This window comes from Dehalococcoidia bacterium, assembly GCA_025054935.1.
In the GTDB taxonomy this organism is placed as follows: domain Bacteria; phylum Chloroflexota; class Dehalococcoidia; order SpSt-223; family SpSt-223; genus JANWZD01.
On the sequence record JANWZD010000001.1, the window covers coordinates 323,286 to 343,084 of the forward strand.

General features: G+C 66.4%; 19 protein-coding genes. 8 read left to right on the top strand and 11 right to left on the bottom strand.

Features of this window, described 5'->3' with window-relative positions; all coding sequences use genetic code 11:
• The first annotated feature begins 423 nt into the window (after window positions 1–423).
• The 3 genes from NZ773_01415 (at window position 424) to NZ773_01425 (ending at window position 3,162) form a co-directional block, all read left to right on the top strand.
• Window positions 424–1,575 carry a PQQ-dependent sugar dehydrogenase gene (locus tag NZ773_01415; protein ID MCS6800589.1) on the top strand — a complete coding sequence of 384 codons (1,152 nt, stop codon included), beginning with the start codon at window positions 424–426 and terminating at the stop codon, window positions 1,573–1,575.
• Window positions 1,576–1,703: 128 nt separating this feature from the next.
• Window positions 1,704–2,726, top strand: coding sequence for a PilZ domain-containing protein (locus tag NZ773_01420; GenBank protein MCS6800590.1), 1,023 nt, complete (start codon window positions 1,704–1,706; stop codon window positions 2,724–2,726).
• 67 nt (window positions 2,727–2,793) lie between these two features.
• Complete coding sequence (locus tag NZ773_01425; protein ID MCS6800591.1) at window positions 2,794–3,162, top strand: hypothetical protein; 369 nt, start codon at window positions 2,794–2,796, stop codon at window positions 3,160–3,162.
• Between the two features lie 30 nt (window positions 3,163–3,192).
• On the opposite strand, the gene NZ773_01430 is transcribed toward NZ773_01425, so the two are convergent.
• Together NZ773_01430 and NZ773_01435 are read right to left on the bottom strand one after the other, a co-directional pair.
• Window positions 3,193–4,515: an AAA-associated domain-containing protein gene (locus tag NZ773_01430; GenBank protein MCS6800592.1), complete on the bottom strand. Its 1,323-nt coding sequence runs from the start codon at window positions 4,513–4,515 to the stop codon at window positions 3,193–3,195.
• Window positions 4,512–5,363 (bottom strand): DNA adenine methylase, encoded by an 852-nt coding sequence (locus tag NZ773_01435; GenBank protein MCS6800593.1) that lies wholly within the window; start codon window positions 5,361–5,363, stop codon window positions 4,512–4,514. The genes NZ773_01430 and NZ773_01435 overlap by 4 nt, the downstream gene beginning before the upstream one ends.
• Window positions 5,364–5,536: 173 nt before the next feature.
• Here NZ773_01435 and NZ773_01440 point away from each other — a divergent pair, with 173 nt between their 5' ends.
• Both NZ773_01440 and NZ773_01445 read left to right on the top strand, forming a co-directional pair.
• Entirely contained in the window at window positions 5,537–6,145 is a 609-nt protein-coding gene (locus NZ773_01440; GenBank protein ID MCS6800594.1) for a hypothetical protein, read from the top strand.
• On the top strand, window positions 6,138–7,298 hold the full coding sequence (locus NZ773_01445; protein ID MCS6800595.1) for an acyl-CoA/acyl-ACP dehydrogenase: 1,161 nt from the start codon (window positions 6,138–6,140) through the stop codon (window positions 7,296–7,298). Before NZ773_01440 ends, NZ773_01445 begins: the two co-directional genes overlap by 8 nt.
• 18 nt (window positions 7,299–7,316) lie before the next feature.
• Here NZ773_01445 and NZ773_01450 read toward each other — a convergent pair whose 3' ends face one another.
• Window positions 7,317–7,796, bottom strand: coding sequence for a hypothetical protein (locus tag NZ773_01450; protein MCS6800596.1), 480 nt, complete (start codon window positions 7,794–7,796; stop codon window positions 7,317–7,319).
• Between the two features lie 215 nt (window positions 7,797–8,011).
• On the opposite strand from NZ773_01450, the gene NZ773_01455 reads away from it, so the two are divergent.
• On the top strand, window positions 8,012–9,550 hold the full coding sequence (locus tag NZ773_01455) for an oligosaccharide flippase family protein (GenBank protein MCS6800597.1): 1,539 nt from the start codon (window positions 8,012–8,014) through the stop codon (window positions 9,548–9,550).
• Window positions 9,551–9,589: 39 nt separating this feature from the next.
• Here the strand turns inward: NZ773_01455 and NZ773_01460 are convergent, their stop codons facing one another.
• The 6 genes from NZ773_01460 to NZ773_01485 all read right to left on the bottom strand — a co-directional run bounded on the left by NZ773_01460 (window position 9,590) and on the right by NZ773_01485 (window position 16,417).
• Window positions 9,590–10,675, bottom strand: coding sequence for an ABC transporter ATP-binding protein (locus NZ773_01460; GenBank protein ID MCS6800598.1), 1,086 nt, complete (start codon window positions 10,673–10,675; stop codon window positions 9,590–9,592).
• Window positions 10,672–11,718 carry an ABC transporter ATP-binding protein gene (locus NZ773_01465; GenBank protein MCS6800599.1) on the bottom strand — a complete coding sequence of 349 codons (1,047 nt, stop codon included), beginning with the start codon at window positions 11,716–11,718 and terminating at the stop codon, window positions 10,672–10,674. Before NZ773_01465 ends, NZ773_01460 begins: the two co-directional genes overlap by 4 nt.
• Complete coding sequence (locus tag NZ773_01470; GenBank protein ID MCS6800600.1) at window positions 11,715–12,674, bottom strand: ABC transporter permease; 960 nt, start codon at window positions 12,672–12,674, stop codon at window positions 11,715–11,717. Before NZ773_01470 ends, NZ773_01465 begins: the two co-directional genes overlap by 4 nt.
• Before the next feature lie 11 nt (window positions 12,675–12,685).
• Window positions 12,686–13,651 (bottom strand): ABC transporter permease, encoded by a 966-nt coding sequence (locus tag NZ773_01475; protein MCS6800601.1) that lies wholly within the window; start codon window positions 13,649–13,651, stop codon window positions 12,686–12,688.
• Between the two features lie 38 nt (window positions 13,652–13,689).
• On the bottom strand, window positions 13,690–15,315 hold the full coding sequence (locus tag NZ773_01480) for an ABC transporter substrate-binding protein (GenBank protein MCS6800602.1): 1,626 nt from the start codon (window positions 15,313–15,315) through the stop codon (window positions 13,690–13,692).
• A gap of 109 nt (window positions 15,316–15,424) precedes the next feature.
• Entirely contained in the window at window positions 15,425–16,417 is a 993-nt protein-coding gene (locus NZ773_01485) for a hypothetical protein (GenBank protein ID MCS6800603.1), read from the bottom strand.
• 147 nt (window positions 16,418–16,564) lie between these two features.
• Here NZ773_01485 and NZ773_01490 point away from each other — a divergent pair, with 147 nt between their 5' ends.
• Together NZ773_01490 and NZ773_01495 are read left to right on the top strand one after the other, a co-directional pair.
• Window positions 16,565–17,200 carry a hypothetical protein gene (locus NZ773_01490; GenBank protein MCS6800604.1) on the top strand — a complete coding sequence of 212 codons (636 nt, stop codon included), beginning with the start codon at window positions 16,565–16,567 and terminating at the stop codon, window positions 17,198–17,200.
• Window positions 17,197–18,168, top strand: coding sequence for an NADPH:quinone reductase (locus NZ773_01495; protein ID MCS6800605.1), 972 nt, complete (start codon window positions 17,197–17,199; stop codon window positions 18,166–18,168). Before NZ773_01490 ends, NZ773_01495 begins: the two co-directional genes overlap by 4 nt.
• Here NZ773_01495 and pyrF read toward each other — a convergent pair.
• Window positions 18,165–18,980, bottom strand: a complete 816-nt coding sequence (gene pyrF, locus NZ773_01500; protein ID MCS6800606.1) for an orotidine-5'-phosphate decarboxylase — start codon at window positions 18,978–18,980, stop codon at window positions 18,165–18,167. The two genes, NZ773_01495 and pyrF, sit on opposite strands and share 4 nt — an antisense overlap.
• A complete protein-coding gene (murI, locus tag NZ773_01505; protein MCS6800607.1) occupies window positions 18,977–19,765 on the bottom strand; it encodes a glutamate racemase in 789 nt (262 codons plus the stop codon). The genes pyrF and murI overlap by 4 nt, the downstream gene beginning before the upstream one ends.
• Window positions 19,766–19,799 lie beyond the last annotated feature (34 nt).

Sequence of the window (19,799 nt, forward strand, 5' to 3'; positions counted from 1 at the left end):
CGCCACCGGTCGCCACTGACGGCGCTTCTCTCCCCTGGCTGCCGAGGACCGACAACGGCAAAGGATGCCGAGCTCCTTCCCGCACTGCCGTCCAAAGCCCCTCCACACCTGTGGCGCGCTCGGTCCGTCCCGCGGCAGGCGAGAAGGGGGCGGGCCACGCACGGATGAGCCGAGCGCCAGGCCGGCGAGGAAGGAATCTGGTCAGGCGCGCTTTTGGCGGCGAGCGCGGGGAACCGGCCGAGCCTGATGATCCCTCCCTGAGAAGCGTCGGCCCGGCGCGGAGCCGCAACTTCTGCGGCGCTGCTGGCGTATAGGCGAATGAACCAGGGTGCGAGCGGAGGACAAGTGAGACGCGCCGTCATTGCTGTTCTATTCTTGAGCGCCGCCTGCGGGACGCCGCCGCTTACAGCGGGCGACGCGCCGGTGCCGACTGCGTCCGTTCTGCCCTCCCCCACGGCATCTCCCCCTGCGTCGACGACCCCGATCGAGGCTGCTCGCCCCGATCCGACCGCGGTCGGCATCACGCTTCGCCTTGTCGCAAGCGGGCTCAACCAGCCGACCGACCTCGCTGCTCCGCCGGACGGCTCTGGACGGCTGTTCATCCTCGAGCGTCCGGGCCTGATCCGGGTGATCGCGAACGGGCAGCTGCTTCCAACCCCATTTCTCGATCTCCGCTCGTTGATCACCGCAAGCGGGCAAGAGCAAGGGCTGCTCGGCATCGCCTTCCACCCTGGCTACGCCCAGAACGGGCGCTTCTTCGTCTTCTACACCGCCCGGAATGGCGACAATACGGTGGCGGAATACCGCGTCGGTTCCGACCCGGCGCGCGCCGACCCGGCGACCGGGCGCGTTCTGCTCGCCATCCCCGATTTTGCTCCCAATCACAACGGCGGCAGCCTGCAGTTCGGCCCGGACGGCATGCTGTACATCGGCACAGGCGACGGCGGCGGCGCCGGCGACCCGCAGCGCACCTCGCAGAATGTCGGCTCTCTCTTAGGGAAGCTGCTGCGGATCGACGTCGATCGCGGCACGCCCTATGCCATTCCGCCCGACAATCCGTACGTCGGCCAGCCAGGAGCGCGCCCGGAGATTTGGGCAATCGGTCTGCGCAATCCGTGGCGGTTTAGCTTCGACCGCGCCACCGGCGACCTCTGGATCGCCGATGTGGGCCAGAACGCGCTCGAAGAGATCAACTTCACCCCGGCGGGGACCCCCCCGCCGGTCAACTACGGCTGGAGCATCATGGAAGGCAGTCAGTGCTTCCGCGGCACCGGCTGTGCGACTGCCAGCCTTGCCATGCCAGTCGCCGAATATGGCCGCGCGCTCGGCTGCTCGGTGACAGGCGGCTATGTCTATCGCGGGCGAGCCTTCCCGCAGCTCGCCGGGATCTATTTCTACGGCGACTACTGCAGCGGCCGCATCTGGGGGCTGGCGCGGGAGAGCACCGGCCGCTGGCAGGCGGCTGAACTGCTGGTCGACCCTACGCTGCGGATCAGCTCCTTCGGCGAAGATGCCGCCGGCGAATTGTATGTCCTCGACCTCGGAGGACGGGTGTTCCAGCTCGTCGCCCGCTGAGGCGCTGGCTGCGCCTCAGCGCGGGCACCGACGTTCCCACCGCACAGGCAGGCGACCCCCTTACGTTGCATGAGAACGCGGTCGAAAGAGTCACTAGGGGGCGGCGTCTGAAGAGCGGGGAGGCGAACGTGAATGCCGCCGTGCTCAACCTCGCGTGGGTCAAGCCGAATATGCCGGCAAAAGTGGCCTGGACCGAGGCGGAGCAGGAGCGGGTGATTGCCGGCCTGCTCGGCGACTGCTACACCGACCGCGTTGCTCTCTGGCTGCCCGAGTGCCGAGACCCGGCCGCACTGCCGCGCCCAGGAGAGACCGTTTCGCTCCGCATTCCCCTCGATAATGGCCTCTATGTCGCGCCGTGCCGGGTGGAAACCGCCCCAGTCCTCTACAGCCTCGGCGCCTCGCTTCACCTGCGGGTTACTGGCGCGCCAGAGCGGCTGCAGCGCCGCCAGTTCCGCCGGGTGCGCGTGAATATCGTCGGAATGCCGGCGACGCGCCTCGACGAAGACGACCGGCCAGCCGGCGAATTGGTCGTCGACATCTTGGACATCGGGGGCGGCGGCATGCGCTTCCGGACCAGCGAGTCGTTGGCGGCAGGAGATCGGCTGGCGGTGAGTATCCAGCTGCTGCCTGACCAGTTGATCCGCGCCGTGGCGACCGTCCTCGCGCCGGGGGAAGAGCCGGGCCACTACCGTAGCCGCTTCAGCAGGATCGCCGAGCGGGATGTCCAGCGGATTGTCCAGTTTGTCTTCATGCAGGAGGTCGCTGAGCGGCGCAAGACGACCGCTCAGGACATTCGGGCACGCTTCAGCGCGATCCCGGCGCGCCTGATCGGAGCGCACGGGCAGACAGTGCGGGTCTGTTCGATCGCTCTCGAGGGGATCCGGCCAGACGGAGTGTACTTCAGCTGCCTCGAGCGGCTCTCTGTTCACGACAGCCTCGAGGTGGAACTGGTCTTCGGCGACCTGCACCGTTTCCGGGCGACCGTCACCATCACCGCCGCGCTCGAGCCGATCGCAGGCAGGGGCGGAGGGGAGCGGGGGAGACGCTACCACTACCGAGGCGAGTTCACGGAGATCGACCGCCGGCACTACCGCTGGATCATGGAGCGGGTCGGGGGAGATCGATTGCACATGACAGTGGGACGGCCGTGACCCCTTGCTAAATCTGAACTAAAGGTTTATAATCCTCACTGCCAAGATATCTGTGAGGGAGAGTTCGATGAAGCACAGCATTGCGCGCACGCTTGCGCGGGTCACGGTCGCGCTCGGCATTCTGGCTGTTCTCGGCGCGGCTACCGTGGCGTCAGTGTTCGCTTGGCGTCTTGCCCCCGCGCCCGAGACGGCGACCGCGGCGCCTGCCCCGGTGGTGGAAACGGTGTCGCCCGACACCTGGCGGATGCTCCATCAGCTGACGTTCGAACCGTGGGTCCTGAGCGATGTTCGCCTCTTCTCGGCTACGAAGCCGTTCGGTGCGGAGTGGCTCGAGCTGACGTTTGATCCCCGCACCGCTGTTGCGACCCCCGCGCCGATGAGCGCGCTGGCCGTTGCGCAGCTCACCTTCGCCCCCTGGGAGCTTGCCGGCGAGTAACCGACGCTAGCGGCACCCTTGCGCCCGGCCTCACCGGCCGGGCGTTTTTTCTTCGGTGAGGAGGGCCGGCGTGATCAGCCGTATGGTCGTACCGTCAACGCGCACCGCCCCTGTGGCTCGCTCGGCCCAGCGCAGCCACGCGAGGACGGTCTGCGCGCGCCGCCGGAGCGTGTCGCCGCGGTAGCAGGAGAGGCGCTCGATGGTCGCCATGACCTGACTTTGGGCGAGCGATTTATCCGGGTCCAGAAACAGCTCAATCAACAGTTCGTAAAAGAGGGGAAGCCGAAAGATCTGACGGAAGAGCAGTTCGTTCCGACCCTGGGCCGGGAGCGAGACGAATTCGCGGCCGGTGTCAGTCAGCCCAATCTTGCCGTTTCGCGCCCAGATCAGGCCCAACGCCTCTCCCGCTTCGCGGTAGTAGCGGCTCTGGCGCTCATCGAACTCGAAGGCGCGCGCTAGCGCAGCGACGGTGGTCTGCCCCTCAGCGACGCGGAAGGGGAGTTCCATGATCTTCGTCATGTCGTTCGCCTGGGGAATGACGTTCGGCCCGAGCGACGGCCCCCCGACACGGCGCAGTGTCCGCGGCTCAAGAACGTTTCTGTCTGCCGGCCGGATGACGAACGACTGCGCCCGCACCAGTTCGATGGAGCCGTAGTCGAACGGGTCGGCAAAGCGATACTCCCAGAAGCTCGAGAGCTGCTTCTCCGGCTGGTAGGTGAAGAAGATCGGGACGACCGTTTTCTCGGGAACGAGCGTGCTCCAGAAGCGGAAGGGGTAGTAGAGCTGGCGGATGTGAAACGTGTCCCGCGCGCCGATTTTGCCTTCGAGGACGACGATGTGCCGTTCTCCCTCGAACCCGGCGTCAATCTCGACCTGGACGTTGCCGGCGCGGAGGGTGAGGCCCCCAAGGCGAAATTCGAATTCCGGAGCGCGTTTCCGCCCCCGGATTGTCAGGTAGAGGCTGCCGAGGCCGGCAAAGCGCTCGATCAGCCCCGAGTTGAACGCGAAGTCAATGTGCTGCGTCTCGCTCGCGCCCGCGCCGGCGCTGGCGAGCGGAAACGGCAGCCGCGAGACAAACAGCGCCGGCGGCTCAGGGATCGGCTCGAGATCGTGATAGCCCTCGCCGCGGACGATCGCATATTCGCCGTTGGCGATCGGGAGGAGAAAGACGCCGGCTTCCGCGAACACTGCCGGCAGATCCTCCCGCCGGTCGATCTTCGCCATCAACCGCGGCTCCTCACCGGTGATCGCCTTGATATCGCTAGCGGTGACGATGTTCAGCGGGCGTCGGAGATCGAGCCCTTTGCGCTCGACGATCTCACGCCAGCGCTCGAGGCGGACACTGCTCTTCATGCGTAGTTCCGGATGACCAGTTCGGTGATGCCCGTTCGGCGCCGCGAGTCCGAGTTGATGAGGCGGTTCGCTTCGACCTCGACAATATGGAACCCGCGGTACAGCTCGCGGACGAGCGGCGTATTGGAGTTGCTCAGCATCACATAGGCGCCAAGTGCACTCAGCCGGCGGAACTCACGGGCAAGCCGCTGCTGATCGCCCGGGGCGAACCCGTAGCGCGTGTAGCGGGTGAAGTTCGCGCTCGGAGAGAGCGGCTGATAGGGCGGGTCAAGGTAGACAAAATCGCCTGCCTGCGCGGCGGCGAGGGTCTTTTCATACGGACCGTGCACAAGCTGGGCCCCCGCTAGCAGCGCCGCTGCCGCCCGCAGGTTCGCCGGGTCGTAGAGACGGGGCGGCGTGCGGTAGCGGCCAAACGGCACGTTAAATTCCCCGCGCCGATTCACGCGGTAGAGGCCGTTGTAGCCGGTCTTATTCAAGTAGATGAAGCGCGCCGCCCGCTCGGCTGGCGGCAGGTCCCAGGGATGGAGGCGGCGCACGGCATAGTAGTGCTCGCGGTCGTAGCGGTGGCGGTCGAGAGCAGCCATCACCCCTTCGACGTCGTCGCGGATGGCGCGGTAGGTGTCGATCAGCTCGTCGTTCAGGTCGCCCAGCAGAGCGCGCTCGGGCGCGAGGGCAAAATAGAGCGCGCCGCCGCCGAGAAACGGCTCGACATAGCGCTCGAAGCGGGGAGGGCGCAGCGCCAGCAGGTGCGGGAGCAGCTGCCGCTTTCCGCCTGCCCACTTCACGAACGGGACGATCGGCTCTCCGCTGCCGATCACGCCGAGTGTCGGCTCGCCGACCGCTCGCATCAGTCCTCCGTCTGCTTCCTTGCTTCCAGCATACCAGAGACGAACGGGTGTTCGCGAGCGGTTGCGGTCTTGGCGGTCGAGCAAACGGCAGAGAACGGGTCCGCGCTCGGCTGTCTGCGGCCGAGGTGGTAGTCTTCTTTGGACGGCGCTCAGACAGGCGAGAGGAGCGATTTATGGACAGCGAATGGAAGACCGAGAGCCCCCTCCTCCGACGCTTCATCGAGGAGGTGAGCGCGATCTTCGCGGCGGCGCGCCCGATCGAAGAGCGGCTCGAGGCGGCGCGGCCGCTTTTTCAGCGTCTCCTCCGAGCGGAGGGATGGCTAGAAGAGCGGTTCCAGCGCGGCGACCCGTCGAGCGGGATGGGGGGCGGCATCGGAACGTGGCTGCTGTTCCGCTCCTTCAACGATGACCTGACGCTGTTCTCCTTGGTGGTTGGGCCGGGGAGTGCAACGCCGGTTCACGATCACCTACGCTGGGGGCTAGTCGGGCTGTATCGCGGCCGCCAGCGAGAGCGTTTCTACCGCAAAGCGGATGACCGCGGAGGCGTGACGCTGCTCGCCGAGCGCGAATGCGGGCCCGGCGATATCTACGTGCTGATACCGCCGGAGGGCGATATCCACAGCGTGACGACCATTTCTGATGAGCCCTCCATCTCAATCCATCTCCTTGGGGGCGATATTGGCTGCATCTGGCGGCACCGGTATGACCTGGAGACAGGACGGGCAGTTCCCTTCCGTTCGGGCTATTCCAATGCGCCCTGCCCCGAGGCCGAGCGTGGCTAGCGCGGCAGCCGAACGCGCGCAGTACGCCGACGTGCTGCGCAGGACCCGTCTCGCCGCGGCCGTCTTCGCCGAGCAAGCGGCAGAGACCGACCGCGCGGAGCGGGTGCCGCGGGCGCATTTTGAGTTGCTGCGCGACCACGGCCTACTGGGGCTCGTCATTCCTGAGCGCTACGGCGGCCTCGGCGCGGGAGCGACCGTGGTGCGCGATTTCCTGGAAATTCTGGCGGCGGCATGCGGAACGACCGCCTTTACCGTGATGCAGCATGTCCTTGGGGTGAATCAGATCGTCGGGGGGGAGAACGAAGCCCTCCGCGAGGAGTGGCTGCCGCGCTATGCGCGCGGCGAGCGGTTCTGCGGCGTCGCCTATTCGCACGTCCGCCGGCCCGGCCCGCCGACGCTTCGAGTCGAAAGGCAGCGCGACGCCCTTGTCTTCCGCGGCGAGGCTCCGTGGTTCACAGGGTGGGGCATCATGGACGACGTTGTCCTCGCGGGCACCCTCCCCGATGGACGGTACCTTTTCGCGCTTGTACCGCTGCACGCACCGGGCCTGTCGGCCTCAGCGCCGCTGCGCCTTGCGGCTGCGTCGGCATCATCGACCGTTTTTCTGTTTTGCGACGATCTCCGCGTCTCGCTCGACCGTCATGTCCGCACCCTGACGCCCGCAGAACTCGCCGAGCGCGACCAGCGCGCGCTGCTGCGCTACACCGCCCTTCCGCTCGGCGTCGCGGCAGCAGCGAGCGCCCTCCTGCGGCAGCTGAACGCGACGCGAGACGACCCGGCGATCGCGGAGCTGGCGAACGCAATCGAGAGCGAGTGCGCGGCGATCCGGGAGGCCGCCGACTACTGGGAGCCTCGTTTCGGAGAACCGGCCTATCTGGAGAACGCTTACCGTCTCCGCGTCTGGGCGATTGAAGCCGGAATGCGTGCCGCGCATGGCGCGGCGATGGCAACAGGCGGCACCGCGAACCTGCTCACCAACCCGGCGCAGCGGCTGGTCCGCGAAGCGCTGCTTTTCTCGCTCAACGCCCAGACCGCCGACCTCCGCCGTGCCGAGCTGCGCTGGTACGCTGCCGCCGCCCGCGCCCGGACTGCTGAGCACGGCGCAGCCGGCGGCACCGCGCCGTCCCCGCCGCTCGGCGCTGCCAGCATCTGACATTCGGCCATGACATCCTCACGGAGCAGGCGTGGCGCGGGTCAGCTCGAGGAGGGCGCGTTGATAAGCGGTCGCCGCCTCTCGAAAAACAGCAGGAGAGTCGCTGTCGAGCGCGTCGTTCAGCGAGCGGGTCGCCTGACGGATCGCAACGGCGGCGGCTGCGAGCTGAGCGCGGGGGCGCTCGCCCTCCGGGCACGGCGCGGGACGCTCGTAGATGACGGCAGTGCGCAGCAGGTCGTCGCGCCGATCGCTAAGACGAACGGCGGTGGGCTGGTCGGGCGGGCGGCCGCTTGCGGCAACGGCCATCAGGTCTTGGATTTGCGCGGTCAAAGTCTGCTGGAGGTCGCGGTACGCTCGCTGTGTGTCGCGAACATAATCGGCACAGAGGTCTACGGGGGCCAAAGTGGGGGCCGGCGTTGGCGTCCGCGCAAAGCCGGCGGGCGGAATGCAGGCGAGAAGAGCGCCGACAACAGCGATCCAGGGCAGAAGGCGCTGCATAGCCCAAAGTGTACGCCGCCGCCGCGGCGTCATGCCGCGCGCTTCTCTGTCCCAACTGCGGTTTCCGGCGAGCGGCCGGCTCGCCGGCGGGAGCTGACACGCCCCGCAACGACCCCCTGCTCGTCTCGGCCCCGTGCGGAGAGGAGGGCGCCCCTCTTGGCGCGTTCCGGCGGCTGGCAGCCGTCGCGGCGTGCTCAGGACGGAGGAACGGCCAGATGCGGTCACCCCGCCTGGGGGGCGACATAACCACGCCCCCCACGCCGCAGGGTCCGGCGGAGCGATTTGGGGCCCGGGTTGTTCGCGGCAGCCTTGGGATCGCGGGGGCATCGTATTTCACGGTTGTCGTCGGCTTTCTCGCCAACCTGCTGATGACGCGGCTGCTCGCGCCGGAGGCGTTTGGGGTCGTCGCGCTTGCCACTTTCTTCTTCAGCCTGCTTCATGTCCGAACGAAAGTCGACGTTCTTCGCGGCTATGTCCAGTGGCCCGGGAGCGACGGGGCCGGGCTCGGGACCGCAGCAGCGCTCGAGCTTGCGGGCGCGCTGCTCACGGTCCTGCTGACCCTCCTCTTGGCGCTGCTCCTTCCTCTGCTGGGCTATCCCTCCGACGTCGCTGTGGTCGCAGTCGCCCTCGCGGGCATAGGGGTTGTTGAGAGCGCAGGCGGGATCCCAGGAGCGCTGCTCGACAAGCGCCTGCAGTTCGGGCGCGGGAGCTTGATGACCGCGATCGCTTTGCCGCTCTCGTATCTTCCTGCCTTCGCCGCGGCGCTGCTCGGCGCGGGATATTGGAGCCTCGTCATCCAACTGGGAACCCAGGCGGGGATCTACTGCCTTGGCATGTGGTGGCTCGCCCGCGGGCCTGTCGGTGACGCTTGGCGCGACGGCTGGCGGCTCTCGGCGCCGCTGGCGCGTCGGCTGCTCAGCTTCGGCGCGACGTGGGGGCTCGGGAGCCTCGCCGCGACGCTGATCGGCCAGCTCGACAATTTCCTGATCGGCACCGCGGTCAGCCTCGAGGAACTTGGCTACTACGACCGCGCCTACCGGATTGCGCTCTGGCCCAGCGTCTTGGTGAGCGGGATCATCAGCCGGACCGCCTATGTCGCTTATGCGCGCCTGCACGCTGATCCTGCCCGCTTGGCGCGCGCCGCGAACCTTACCCTCTGGTTCATGCTCCGCGCCATCTTCCTGATCGGGACGGTGCTGCTTGCTGCCGCCCCAAGCGTGGTCGAGCTGCTCTACGGCCCGCGGTGGGCGCCGGCCGCGCTCTTTCTGCGCGTGCTGATCGCGATGTCGCTGCTCCGGCCGATGACGGAGGAGCTGGCAACCCTCCTTGGCGCAGTGGGCCGGCCACGCCGGGCGGCGCTCGCCGCTTGGACCGGGGCGCTGACCCTGCTTGGCGCCGGTCTCCCCCTGACTCTCCTCGGCGGCGCGGTCGGAACGGCGGTCGCGGTTGGAGTCGCCTACCTCGTTGCGGCGACCCTTGCCTCTCGCCTCGTCCTGCCGCTCGTTCCGATCGCGTTCGGCGAAGTTGCGGTGCCGGCGGCCGCAGCGTTCCTCGCGGGAGGCGCCGCCGGCTTGGCGGTGTCGGCGACAGTGGCGAGCGCGGCCGGCGAGGTCTTCCTTCCCCTGCGTTTCGCGCTCGAGGCGGGCCTTGCTGCCGCAGCGTTCATCGGGGTTCTGCTGCTGCTGGAACGACGCCGACTTGTTGCGCGGGCGCGGGATGCTGTCCGACTGGCGCGGTCGGGAACAGCTTCCTGACGCGGCGAACGCGGCCGCTCCGCCCGGCGGGACGAAGCGCTAGAGGGGAGGTGCGGCTTGGGCTTGGGCGACAACCGCAGGGTCGGCTGCCGAGCCTACGCTGGGGTCGAGCGTCGGCGGTCCGCCTTTGGGATCTCGGATCACGGCGTGGCAGGCAGCGAAGTGGCCGGGCAGCTTCTCCTCGAGCGGGGGATAGTCGCGGCCGCAGATTTCCATCGCCCACGGGCAGCGCGCGCGGTAGTGGCAGCCTTTCGGCGGATTGACAGCACTGGGGATCTCCCCGAGCGGCGCGCTCTTCTCACGACGTTGCCGCGGGTCGGGGCGCGGGATGGAAGCAAGCAACGCCTTGGTGTAGGGATGCAGGGGCGCGCGCTCGATTTCGACCTTCGGCCCGAGCTCGACGATCTTGCCGAGATACATCACGGCGATCCGGTCCGAAAGGTAGGAGACGATGCTCAAGTCGTGGCTGATAAACAGCAGCGTCAGCCCCAACTGCTGCTGCAGGTCCGACAAGAGATTGATCACCTGCGCGCGCACTGACACATCGAGGCTCGCGGTCGGCTCATCGGCGACGATAAACTCGGGTTCGAGCGCGAGTGCTCGCGCAATCCCCACCCGTTGCAGTTGGCCGCCGCTCACTTCATGGGGATAGCGGCTGGCAAACGCCTCCGAAAGACCGACAAGGTGAAGCAGCTCGAGCCCGCGCTGCTGCCGGCTCTGTTTCGTGCCGATCCCATGCACAAGCAGCGGCTCGGTGATGATATCGAGCACGGTCTTGCGGCGGTTGACAGCGCTATACGGATTTTGGAACACCATCTGCATCCGGCGGCGGAGCCGCCGCAGGCTTTCGCCGCGGAGATGGGTGACATCCTCGCCGTCAAAGACGATGCGCCCCGCCGTCGGCTCGTAAAGGCGGAGCATCGTTCGCCCGACTGTGGTCTTCCCTGACCCGCTCTCCCCGATCAGGCCAACTGTTTCGCCGCGATAGATCGTCAAGTCGATGCCGTCGACGGCGTAGACATACTGCTGGCCTTTGAGGAGGCGGTCGAAGAGGTTTTTGTGCAGAGGGAAGTGCTGCTTCAGCCCTTCGACTTGGATAAGGGGATCGGCGCCGTTGCTGCTCATGCGACAGCTCCGATAGAACCGGCGCGCGACCGGCTCGCCTCTGCCGCTTCGCGTCCGACCACGGCGTCGTCATACCAGTGGCAGAGGGCACGCTGGTTCGCCCCGCTCGGCAGGAACTTCGGCAGCTGCTCATCGCAGACCGCGCCGATGTAGCGCTCGCAGCGCGGAGCAAAGGGGCACCCTTTGGGCGGGGCGGCAAGGTCGGGCACAGCGCCGCGCATCGTGTAGAGGCGCTCTGCGACGTGAGGAAAGCGGGGGATCGCTTGGAGCAGCTGCGCGGTATAGGGATGACTGGGGCGTTCGAAGAGGTCGTAGATCCCGGCTTCTTCCACGATCCGCCCGGCGTACATCACGAGCACGCGGTCGCACAGTTCGGCGACGATCGCGAGATTGTGGGTGACGAGAATGAGCGCCAAGTTCAGTTCACGCCGCAGGTCGCGCAGCAGCTGCAGAACCTGCGCTTCGATCGTCACGTCGAGGCTGGTAGTCGGTTCGTCGGCGAGCAGGAGCGCCGGCTCGCCGGCAAGACAGGCGGCCGCGATCATGATCCGCTGCAGCTGGCCTTGGCTGAAGTTGAAGGGATAGCTGTCGAGCTTGCCCCGGGCATCGATGCCGACGCGCAGCAGCATGCGCAGGATCTCCGCGTCATAGCCGTCAGGAGGGGGAGTTTTCCGATGGAGCTTCAGCACCCGGCGCAGCTGGTCACCGATGGTGAAGGAAGGGTTGAAAGCGTTGACCGGGTCTTGGAAGATCATGCTGATCTCCCCGCCCCGAATTTCGCGCATCTCTCGCTCGGAGAGCGTTCGGAGGTCAACCCCTTTGAAGATCACCTCGCCGCTCGCAATCTTGCCCGGCTCCTTAATCAATCCAAGAAGCGCGCGCAAGACGGTGCTCTTGCCGCAGCCGCTCTCCCCGACTAACCCGACGGCCTCGCCCGGACGGATTTGAAACGAGACATCTTCGACTGCCCGCACAAGACCGCGCGGCGTGGGGTAGACCACGCGCAAGTGGCGGACGTCGAGCAAGACATCGGTGGAATTCATAGCTTGCGCTCCGTCTCTTGGGCGGTGACGGCGTCTCCAGAGGAGCGCCCGCGGGGGTCGAGCGCATCGCGCAGCGCATCGCCTACCAAGTTGAATGACAGCACCGAAAGAGCAATTGCAAGAGAAGGAAAGAGCACGAGCCACCACGCGCCAAGAAGGAGATACCGCCGCGCGTCAGAGAGCATCGTTCCCCAGCTCGACTCCGGCGGCTGGACGCCAAGACCAAGGAAAGAGACCGCCGCCTCCACCGCGATTGCGACGGCGAGGGCAAACGCCGCTTGGACGATGAGCGGCGCTTGGATGTTGGGCAAGAGGTTGCCGAACAAGAGGTCGCGCGTGCGCGCGCCGAACGACCGAGCAGCAAGGATGTAATCCTCGCGGACCTCGGCGAGAACGCTCGCCCGCGCGACGCGCGCAAAAATCGGCATCAGGACCACGCCGATGGCGAACGCCACGATGACAATATTGTTGACTGTGATAGGACCGATTTCGAGCGTTCGCGTGCCGAGCACCCCCGAGAGCACGGAGACAAGCACGATCAGAGGAAACGCGAGGATCACGTCCATGGCGCGCATGATGATCGTGTCGAGAAGCGAGCCGCTATTGAGGCCGGCGATCATGCCGAGCAGAGCGCCGACCACCAACGCCATCGCGACTGAGCCGATGCCGACGAAGACCGAGATCCGCGAGCCGTACAGAAACCGGCTGAAGACATCTCGGCCGAAGTTTTCGGTTCCCATCAGATGTGCCGGGCTCGGAGGACGGAGGCGAGCGGGCGACAGTTCCGTCGGGTCATACGGAGCGAGGAACGGCCCGAAGATCGCCAAGAAGAGAATGAGCGTCACGCCGGCCATGCCGAAGAGCGACAGCCTGTTGCGGGCCATCCGCTGAAGGACATTCGGCCGATGGGTCGCGCGCGCAAGCGCCGGAGAAGGAGCGACGGTAGTGGTAGCCACGGCTTCCTCGCTTAGCCCTGCCCAGATTCGTACCCGGCGCGGATCCGCGGATTGACGATGCCATAGAGCAGGTCGACGATGAGATTGATGAGAACGAAGACCGAGGCGATGAACATCATCACACCGATCGTCACCGGATAGTCACGCAGGGTAAACGACTCGACAAGTAGCCGGCCGAGACCGGCTATTCCGAAGACCGTTTCGATCACAACCGAGCCGCCAAGCAGGAACCCGGTGATGACGCCGAGCACTGTCAGCACAGGCAGCAGCGCGTTCCGCAGCGCGTCTCGCCAGATGATCTCGGTCTCCGGTACGCCAAAGGCGCGCGCCGCCGTGATGTACTCCTGATTGATCACCTCAAGCATACTCGAACGGGTCAAACGCGCGATTATCCCCACTTGCGACGAGGCGAGCGCAAGCGCAGGGAGCAAACTGTGCTGCAAGCTCGCAATCGGATTTTCAAGAAACGGCACAAATCCCTCGTAGGGCAGGATATTCGGGAAATACCAGCCGAAGATGAGAATCGCGATGATGCCGACGACAAAATTCGGCACTGAGATGCCAAACAATGAGGCGACGCGGATGATCTGATCAGGAAGCTTGTCTTTTTCCAACGCAGACCAGATCCCGAGAGGAATGCCGATGATGACAATGAAGAGGAGCGCAAGAGCGCCGATCTGAGCGGTGACCGGCAATCGCTCCGTGATGAGCGTGGTGACCGGGACGCGGGCGGTGTAGGAGACGCCGAGATCGCCGCGCAGCACTTTGCCAATCCAAATGGCGTACTGGGCAGGCCACGGCTGATCGAGGCCGAGATCGCGGCGGATCACCTCAACCGCCTCAGGAGGAGCATCGAACCCCGCCTGCAGCCGCGCAGGGTCGCCCGGGGCGAGGCGGAGCAGGACGAAAGAGATCACCGACACGAAAAAGAGGACCGGCACGGCAAACGCCAGCCGGGTTACCAGCAACCGAACCATCGCCCGGGCCTCTCCGCGAACCGTGGTCGAGCGCCAGTTTAGCCGATCCAGGCCTCCACGAGGCCCTGCTGATACGCAAGCGCAGACGGCTTGTAGTTCTGGAGCGCTTTCCCGTACGCCTCGACGTAGCGCGCGGTCACGACTTGGAGCTGCCCGGGATTTTGGAGGTCGCGCTCTTGGACCGCCCGCCACGCTGCCGCTGCCTGATCGGGCGGAGCGGTGACCGCGCGGCGGAGCAGGTCATCCATTTGGGGGTCGCTATATTGGTTGAAGTTCGAGACGCCGCCGCTCAGATAGCCCAAATAGACATAGTGCGGCGAATATCCCGACGACACCTGCGCCGACGCGCTCAGCAGCAGCAAGTCATAGTCCCCCGATTGGAGCACCGACAGCACTGCTGCAAGCTCGACCGGCGACAGCCGCGTGTTCAGGCCCAGGGCCCGGAAGTTCGCTTGCAGGATCGTCGCGACATCGGCGAGGTCAGGCTGGTTGATGTAGACAAGCAGTAGTTCGCGCCCGGCGGGATAGTTTGACCGTTGGAGGTAGTCCCGCGCCTTTGTCAGGTCGGGGCGGCTGCCGAAGGTCATGCCCAGCCGCTCATCGAAGTACTGCGTCCCCGAGGAGAGATAGGTCGAGGCCGGAACGGCCGCGCCCGCATACACCTGCTCGACAACCGCTTGGCGGTCGATCGCCCAGAGCAGGGCGAGCCGGAAGTTCGGGTCGTTCGTCGGCCGGCCCGGGGCAAAGGAGGGGTACATGAACACCCGCACCGTGCTCTCTGGGAGGATGGCGACATTGACCCCGCGTCCGCGCAGGAGGTCGAGCTGGTTGAGCGGCGGGAACGGCACGATTTGGCTTGTGCCATTGGCGATATTCGTCACCCGCGCCGCGTTATCCGGGACCGTTCGGAAGATAACGCGGTTGATATAGGGGCGTCCCTGGAGGAAGTATTCTGGGTTGCGCTCCAGCACGACCTGCGTGCCCCGCTGCCACTCGACAAACTTGAAGGGGCCAGTACCGATCAAGGAGGTCGCGTAGGTCTGATTCTGCTGGTACGGCTGGATCTTTGAGCTGATGATCGGCGTCAGCGCGAAGAGGTGCGGCATCGGCGTAAAGGGCGACCGCAGCCGCACGACCACCGTGGTTGGGTCAGGCGCCTCCACCGAGTCCACAAATAGCCAGCCGGAGCGCCAGACTGAGGCATTCTGCGGATTGAGCACTGCCTCGTAGCTGAACTTGACGTCCGCGGAGTCGAACGGCTGGCCGTCGTGCCACTTCACTCCCGTCTTCAGCCTGAGCGTGTAGGTCAGGCCATCGGCGGAAACGGTCGGAAGCGAGGCGGCAAGGTCGAGGTCGAACGACTTATCGTCCTTGTACGTCAGAAGCTGGCTCGTGATCAGGCGATAGATCCGCTGGTTGTCGGTCGCGTTGAAGCGCAGCGGGTCGAGGCTGCTGGGGTCACCGGTGACATCAATGCGCACCTCGCCGCCAACGCGAGGTGCCGCTGGCGTTTGCGCTTGGGGCTGTGTTCCTGCGCCGGTTTGCGGCCCGCCGGGCGCGCATGCGCTGAGGAGTGCCGACGCCGCCGGCGCCATCCCCACCAGTCCAAGGACGTACAGCAGCTCTCGCCGGCTGAACTGCGGATTAATAGGGCGATCAACCACAGCAACTCTCCTTGTGAGGAATCCCACGGCGCGTCGGGCTGTCGTCAGACGGCAGATCAGAACGTACCAGACAGCCGCTACTATGTCAAATATATTCCTTCCGCATGCGCTAGACGATTCGGCCGACAATCGTCCAGCTGATGCCATCCGGCGCCACGAACGAAAATGTCGGCTCGCCAAACTCATTGAGGAGCCGGTCGGTCACCTCCGTCGCGCCGGCCGCGATCACCTTGTCGCGCAAGCCGCCAGCGTGATCGACTTGATAGCTGTACTGCGAGAGCCCAAGTGATCCGACGCGCGAGAGGGAACGATAGTCCGGGGCATTCCAGTGGGGCGCATACACCTGGAGGAAGCCGCTGCTCCGATTGGGCGACCCGAGCCGTTCGACCGTGAATGTCTGTCCCTCTTCGAGCATCAGGACAGCGGCGGTCGACTCGCGCTGCCAGCCCGATTGCGTCGCCCCGCCCAGTGACTGCAGGCCGAACACCTCTCGGTAGAACTCGGTCGAATGCTCTTTCTGGACGATGTTGCCGTGCGTGCCTTCGGTGACGGGCAGCGGCGTTCCCTCGGAAAAATACCCAAAGCCCGGGCGGTCGAAGTTGTTCCGCTGGATGAACGCGTGCCGCGTTTCCGGGCCGATGACAAACAGCTCCCGCAGGCCGACCCACCGATTGAAGAACCCTGCTGGCGGCGCGGCGGGGTCGAGCGGAGCGCGAACGATGGGCGAGAGCTGAAAAGCCCATCCCTCATTCTCGATGGCATCGGCATACGCGTCGCGGACCATCAGGATATTGCTCGTGTACAAGCCCATCCAGCGGCTCCCGATGTCGAGCGGGCGAGCCATCCCCAGCCCGTCGCTGCGCGGCTCATCCCATACCATCAGCCGAACGTAGCCGCAGCCCGAGCGGGCGCAGCCGGGATGGGCAAGGCGGTAGGATGTCAGCCCCGAACGGTGCCCGTAGCGCGCTTCAGCAGCTGCAGCGTCCAGCCGCCCCCACGAGACCGGCCGGAAGCCGAGTTCCGCCCAATAGCGGAGCGCCGCCTCCCGGCCGTCACGTGAGGCGCCCACCATGTATTCAAACAGGCCGCTGATCCCTTCCATCGTGCGTCTCCCTCCAAGAGCGGGATTGTGACACAAGCGTAGCCCGGCCGCATCGAAAGGGCTCTGGGCGGCAGCAGGAGGCGTTCCGGCCGCCGCGACCAGACGGCGGCACGCGGCGAGCCCGGCGAGATAACCTATCATTGTTGTATGAGTTTTGCGCCCACGCTCAACATCACCGTTCTCGGCTTCGGCGAACGGGCAGCGGGCTACATCGCTGCAATCCAGGCGCTGCACGCCGAAGCATCGGTCGTCCTGCCCATCGGGCTGCGCGTGATCATCGATGCCGGCCTCTGGAACCCTGACCGCGATGATGTCCTCGCGCTTGCGCGGCGCTTCAAGCTCGGCCTGTTCGGCGTCGACCCCAAGCTGATGATCGAAGCAGGAGATATTCATGCCGTCGTTGCCTGCTTCGAGGATCCGGAGCTTCAGGCTGAGGCGCTCGACCGCGCTATCGCCGCGAGAAAGTTTCTCCTCGCCGTTCCTCCGCTCGCGCCGACCGAGCGTGAAAGTCGCAGCCTTGCCCGCCGCGCCGCGGAGCGCGGCCTCTTCACGGCGATCGGCGAAGGAGAGCCCGCAGCGACCATCCGCGCATTCGTCACCAGCCTTGTTGAGCGGCGCATCATCTTGCCTTCGTGGCAGGAATGGCTCGACCGCACCGCGCCGCGGTCGCTCTCGGCGCGGGAAGAGATCGAACGCGCGCTCGCGCTCCTGCCGGCGGATGCTACTGAGGCGCGCGAGCGGCTTCGCCGCGCTCTTTCCCAGCTGTCCGACGAGGCGTCGTGAAAGCCGTGCGCTATCACGAGCACGGACCGCCGAGCGTGCTCGTCTGGGAAGATGCGCCAGACCCGCCACTCGGGCCGGGCCAGATCTTGATCCGGACAAAGGCGGTCGGCGTCAACTTCGGCGAAACGCGCAACCGTGCCGGGCTTTCCCCTCGCTTTCCTCTCCCCCAGATCCCCGGATTGGAAGTCGCCGGGGTGGTCGAGGCAGTCGGCGCGGGCGTATCGCGGTTCAAGCCGGGCGACCGCGTCTTCGGCCGCGCCCTCCAGACATACGCCGAGTTGGTCGCAGGCGATGCCGAGGACTTCTTCCTGCTGCCGGATTCGCTTCCGTTCGAGGTCGGCGCAGCCGCGCCGGTGAATTTCCAAACCGCCTGGCACGGGCTTGTCACAGTCGGCGGCATCCAGCCGGGGTGGACGGTGTACGTTGTCCCGGCAGGCGGCGGCGTCGCCTTTGCGGGGGTGCAAATCGCAAAAGCGCGAGGCTGTCGCGTTGTTGCTGCGGCGGGCGGGCCCGCAAAGACGGCGCTCGTGCGTGCGCTGCTCGCCCCCGATCTCACGCTCGACTATCTGCAGGACGATGTTGCCGCGCGCGTCGCCGAGGTGACCGGCGGACAGGGATGCCAGCTCGCGCTCGACGGCAATGGCGCGCCGACCATCAGGCAGACGCTCCGTGTCCTTGGGGTCGGAGGCAAAGTGATGGTGTACGGCGCGCCGGCAGGCGGCACGCTCGATGTGCCTGTCCGCGACCTCGCCTACAAGCGCCTCGCCATTCAGGGCTTCGCCGTCACCGACGACCTCTATCCCGTAACACGGGCCGCTTTCGAGCGAGAAGTCATTCCGCGGCTGGCCGACGGACGCTTTATCGTGCACATTGCGAAGCGCTTTCCGCTCTCTCAGGCCGCCGCAGCGCATCAAGCGCTTGCCGACCGCACTGTCGTTGGGAAAGTCGTTCTCGTCGCCGAAGATTAGCGCTCGAGATGGGCCGCGACGGCGATCTCGCGGCGAAGGCGCGCTGCCTCCGCGCGCGCGGCGCGCTCCCAGTCCGGTCCCGTTGCTGCATAGAGAATCTGGCGGGAGACGGCGAGAAGCAGCATTTCAGGGGAGGCGCCGCGCCCAGCTGCAATCGCCCGCTCGACCGTCCCGCCCTGCACTCCAATCCCCGGCACGAGGATCGGCTGGTCGGGGCAGATGGCTCGAACCGCGCTCAGCTCCTCGGGGAAGGTCGCGCCGACGACCAGCCCCACATTCCCCCCCCTGTTCCACTCGCGGCACCGTTCTGCAACCACGCGGTAGAGCGGAAGAAGACGCCCGTCGGGAAGGCGGACAGGGAGGTCCTGGAAGTCGCGCGCGCCCGGGTTCGACGTTCGGCAGAGGACGAAAACGGCTCGACCCGGATAGGCGAGCCACGGCTCGAGACTGTCGCCGCCGAGATACGGCGAGACGGTGCAGGCGTCATACCCGAGCACCTCGAAGGCCGCTCGGGCGTAGGCAGCGGCGGTATGGCCGACATCACCCCGCTTCGCATCGAGCAGAGCGGGAATGTCATCCGGAATGAGGCGCCGAATTTTCTCAAGAAGCCGAAAGGCGTCGGCCCCATACTGCTCGAAGAAGGCGGCATTCGGCTTATAGCAGCAGACGAGGTCGCGCGTGGCGTCGATCAGGCGGCGACAGAACTCGATGGGGTCGGCGAGCGGAAGCCGAGCGGGGTCAGGGTCGAGCCCCAGACAGAGGAGCGTGCGGTTGCGTCGAACCGCCGCGGCCAGTTTTTCGGCGAAGGTCATCCGACTGGCAGTGGGGTCTCGACCAATCCCAAGCCTGCGGCCAAGCGCCGAGCAACCGACAAATGCCCGCTCGCCAAGAGCCGGAAGGTGCCGGCCTCCTCGCGATCGGTCAGCAAGTCGCGCTCGCTCAGCACGCGGCGCACCTGACGCGCCACGGCCGCACCGCTGTCAACGACCACGACCCCCTCCCCCATCTCGCGCTCGATCGTCGGCCGCAGGTAGGGATAGTGCGTGCACCCGAGAACGACCACATCGACCGCAGCCGCCTTGAGCGGGCGGAGATAGGCGCGGACCATTTCGCGCGTTGCCGGCGTGTCGATCTCCCCCCGCTCGATCGCCTCGGCGAGGCCGGGGCACGTCTGAATGGTCAGCCGGCAGTCGCGAGCGAAGCGGGTCACTACGTCTGAGAACAGCTCGGCTTGGACGGTGAGGGTCGTGGCGAGGACGCCGACCCGCCCCCGGGCGCTGAGCGCGCACGCCGGCTTGATGGCAGGAACCATGCCGACGAACGGAACGGGATAGCGGCGGCGAAGCTCATGCAGCGCCGCGCCGGAGGCGCTGTTGCAGGCGACGACGATCAGCTTGACGCCCTCATCAAGGAGGCGGGCAGCAGCGGCAGCAGCGAGCGCCGTCACTTCCTCGCCCGGCCGCTCGCCGTAGGGACAATGCGCATTGTCAGCGTAGTAGATGAGATGTTCATTCGGCAGAAGCGCTCGGATCTCGCGAGCGACGGTCAAGCCGCCGACCCCCGAGTCGAATACCCCGATTGGCGCCTGCGTGGTCATCGAGGCCCTCGATCTGCGTCGGTTCGCACGACGG